Source organism: Halobacteriovorax sp. (assembly GCF_041587335.1).
Taxonomy (GTDB): domain Bacteria; phylum Bdellovibrionota; class Bacteriovoracia; order Bacteriovoracales; family Bacteriovoracaceae; genus Halobacteriovorax.
In genome coordinates this window covers 1-3,356 of sequence record NZ_JBFGYP010000212.1, presented here as the reverse complement: position 1 = coordinate 3,356, position 3,356 = coordinate 1, and the positions used below count along the sequence as shown (strand labels likewise).

Sequence of the window (3,356 nt, the reverse complement as noted above, 5' to 3'; positions counted from 1 at the left end):
TCTATCAGGCTCTTAGCCTCATTCATTTCATTATTAAAAAATGTATCTATTTTGAATCGCATATCAAATACCTTATTTTTTAATATTACTGTAAAAGATTGTTTTGAGCTTGGTAAAGTAGAAATAAAAAAAGCCAGATATAAATTAAATATCTGGCTTTTTAAATGGTGCCCCGACGTAGTCGATTATCGAACTGCAATCCTTAAAATGGCATTTTAACTAGGAAGCCCTTTAAATGATTGTAATGATTCTAAGTTTTCATCCCAGCTTGCCCTGCTCGCAGTAAATAAATGAGCATTTGGTCTTATTTCTACTGGAACATCTAAGCTGCCCGCAGGTACAACAATCAATCTTCCCTCATTTTGAATGCTAGGAGCCGCCGAGCCGCAATAAGAACAAAAACTTTTAACATGCCTCGTATTAGGCAAAGTAAAAGTTTTAACAGAATCTTCTCCTGACAACCAATTTAGCTTTGAAGTTGAAGAAAAGAGATTTGCTGCATGAGCAGAGCCAGTACCCTTTTGACAGAATTTACAATGACAAAGAAAAAAGCTTTCAAAGCCTCCCACGACTTCGTATTTAACTTTTCCGCATAAGCAAGAGCCTATAATTATATCGCCCATTTTTAACTCCCATACCTTGGTTCGAGAGTTCATTTTAGGGCATAAAAAAAAACTTGTAAAAACAAGGTTTTTTAAGTGGTGCCTCGACGTGATCGAATATCAAACCGCTATTTTAAAATACGACTTACATTAAAAGTAATAAATTCAATAACTTGCTTTGTATTCCTTAGGGGCTCACTAGTCCCCCTTAAAACCCCAGAAAACGATAAAGAAAAAAAGAATTGTCTTTATCGTATATCCTTCAAGATAAAGAACTCTCATATCAATACTTACCTAAGAGCCCTCAACAAACTTTGATTAAAGCTTAGTATTCTATTTCCGACAAGAGAAGAAAGGAGCAAATGTCAGAACGCCTACACCTTCCCTCCAAGGCCATAGACCCTTACAGGGGCTAGGTATTAACTCTTAATTAGCACAAACTTTAAAGGAAAATATGAAATGAAACCATTTATAAAGACCATGATCATTTGCTTACTTATACAAGAACCTATCTTTGCAAAAGATGATACATATGAGTTAGTTCAAAACTTTAAAAAAGATAACAATCTTTTAGGGAGTTCTCTTCTTGTCGGTGGACTCTTTCTTAATAGAGAATTCGACTTTGGTGAAAAAATGACAAAAGAAAAAAATTTAAATAAGTCTAAGATATCATGCTTCAACAGAAAGTTTGAACATGTTGTGACGAGTATAGCGAAGAAATTTATATACTCATATGATAAATATGCATGGATAAATAATCAGTCAATAGAGTTAACCGAAGATAAAAAAAAATATCATTGTCAATACGTATTAATTCATAAGCTACACACTTCTAACGACCTTATACAAATACCACTTACAAACAAAAAAAATATTTCGTTTGACGATAACAGAATTGATATAAATAAAAGCTACTCTTTTCTTGATCTCTACAATAGTAGCACTGAAATTTTAAACAGAACAATTAAAGCCAACGATGACACAATTGATATTTTTTTTAAATTTAGTAAGAACAAGAAATATTTTAGCTATATTGTGAGACTCAATGGAAAGAGAATAGCTCAGATAGACGATGATCATGCAGTAATTCCTTCAAAGTCTCCAGGAGGCGAAGAGTTATTTTACACAAGCCCGGTAAAGCTACTCAATATTTTAGACTTAAATAATGACGGAAGAAAAGATCTTCTCCTGGAATCGGACGATGGAGATTCAGAAAAAGACACCTTCTTCATCATCTCTAAACCGGATGGTGAATACAGTAAATACAAGTTCACCTCTCCTGGATGCTAGTGGTGCCTGTGCTCACTTAATGATGCCCCTAAACTTTAGACAACAATAGCCAGATATTTAACGCATATCTGGCTTTTTAAATGGTGCTCCAAAGTGGGCGATTATCGAACTTCTATATTGAAGTTCAATGAAGCCTAGCTCCATTCGGTACTGCTTTGTCTAAATCAAAAAGAACAATTTCATTATCAACATCAGAAAATCCCATAACTAGAACTTCGGACATAAACTTACCTATCTGCCTGGAAGGAAAATTAACAACGGCCAAAACCTTTTTTCCCATCAAATCCTCTTTCGAATAGTGAACAGTTATTTGAGCACTTGATTTTTTAATTCCGACACCTATTCCAAAATCGATTAATAATTTGTAACTAGGCTTACGTGCTTCTGGAAAATCTTGAATTTCAATTACCTCACCTATCCTCATATCAACGTTTAAAAAGTCTTTGAATTCAATATTATTTTCTGGTGGTGAATTTGGATTAAAGTCTAAATGCATCTTTGCCTCTCACTTTCAAACTAATTATTTTGAGAATTGAAAAAATATTATAAAATAAATCTTCTTAAAACAAGGCTTAAAAAATGGTAGCACGGCGTGGCTACTATCAAACTAAACCCTAAAAATAATTTCTAATAATACAAAACTACATTGATTTGCTTATATAGATTATTCTTTATTCTTAAGACCAATTTTTCTTCTGCCTTCATCGAGTGAGGGCAATTTGCCTTCTAAGTTATCTAATCGCTGAAATACAACTTTAAATACTCGAGTTACGTCTTCTTCTAGCTTGTTTATTTTGTGATTAGTTTTCTCATCCAGAGCATAAAAGCTACGAAGTTTTGTGAAGACTCGCATGATTGCAATATTGATATCAATTGCAGTGTCTGACTTAAGAACACTAGATAGCATTGCGACTCCATTTTCTGTAAAAACATAGGGTTGGTATCTTCGACCACCTCTTCCCTCTTTTGAGGTCACAAATTGTGACCTCAAAGATTCATGCTCTTCAACAGATATTTGGAACATAAAATCTTCAGGAAACCTTCCCAAGTTCCTCTTTATCGCCTGATTTAAAACCTTTGTTTCAACACCATAAAGCTTTGCCAAGTCACTATCAAGCATAACCCTTTGGTCACGAATTATGTAAATCATGTCTTGAATTTGATCTAATTGAATTTTCATATTTGCTCCATATTAACGATAGGAGCTTGGTATAAAATAATTAAAAATATTTGAATTTAAGATAGTGATTATTAGAGAGATATTTCGTTTCTGAATAGTAGAAATAAAAAAAGCCAGATATGGGTTAAATATCTGGCTTTTTAAATGGTGCCCCGACGCGGATTCGAACCACGGACACAAGGATTTTCAGTCCTTTGCTCTACCGACTGAGCTATCGGGGCGTAAATTGTCTTGAAGTGAGATTAAAAATAAAGGAATCTAACTCTTTCGTCAAATTAAATCTT

5 protein-coding genes and 1 tRNA gene are annotated in these 3,356 nt (G+C 33.7%); 2 read left to right on the top strand and 4 right to left on the bottom strand.

The genetic code is table 11. The features are described from left to right. Nucleotides 1-219: hypothetical protein (locus tag ABX784_RS16360; RefSeq protein ID WP_372656134.1), on the top strand; the 219-nt coding region annotated here is incomplete at its 5' end. On the opposite strand, the gene ABX784_RS16355 is transcribed toward ABX784_RS16360, so the two are convergent. Continuing rightward, complete coding sequence (locus ABX784_RS16355; protein WP_372656133.1) at nt 216-623, bottom strand: GFA family protein; 408 nt, start codon at nt 621-623, stop codon at nt 216-218. The genes ABX784_RS16360 and ABX784_RS16355 overlap by 4 nt on opposite strands. Before the next feature lie 438 nt (nt 624-1,061). On the opposite strand from ABX784_RS16355, the gene ABX784_RS16350 reads away from it, so the two are divergent. Continuing rightward, on the top strand, nt 1,062-1,892 hold the full coding sequence (locus tag ABX784_RS16350) for a hypothetical protein (protein ID WP_372656132.1): 831 nt from the start codon (nt 1,062-1,064) through the stop codon (nt 1,890-1,892). Between the two features lie 124 nt (nt 1,893-2,016). Here ABX784_RS16350 and ABX784_RS16345 read toward each other — a convergent pair whose 3' ends face one another. The 3 genes from ABX784_RS16345 to ABX784_RS16335 all read right to left on the bottom strand — a co-directional run bounded on the left by ABX784_RS16345 (nt 2,017) and on the right by ABX784_RS16335 (nt 3,293). Then, nucleotides 2,017-2,388: a tRNA-binding protein gene (locus ABX784_RS16345; RefSeq protein WP_372656131.1), complete on the bottom strand. Its 372-nt coding sequence runs from the start codon at nt 2,386-2,388 to the stop codon at nt 2,017-2,019. A 168-nt stretch (nt 2,389-2,556) separates the two neighbouring features. Then, nucleotides 2,557-3,072 (bottom strand): ORF6N domain-containing protein, encoded by a 516-nt coding sequence (locus ABX784_RS16340; protein ID WP_372656130.1) that lies wholly within the window; start codon nt 3,070-3,072, stop codon nt 2,557-2,559. A 145-nt stretch (nt 3,073-3,217) separates the two neighbouring features. Beyond that, a tRNA-Phe gene (locus ABX784_RS16335) sits at nt 3,218-3,293 on the bottom strand. Between the last annotated feature and the right edge of the window lie 63 nt (nt 3,294-3,356).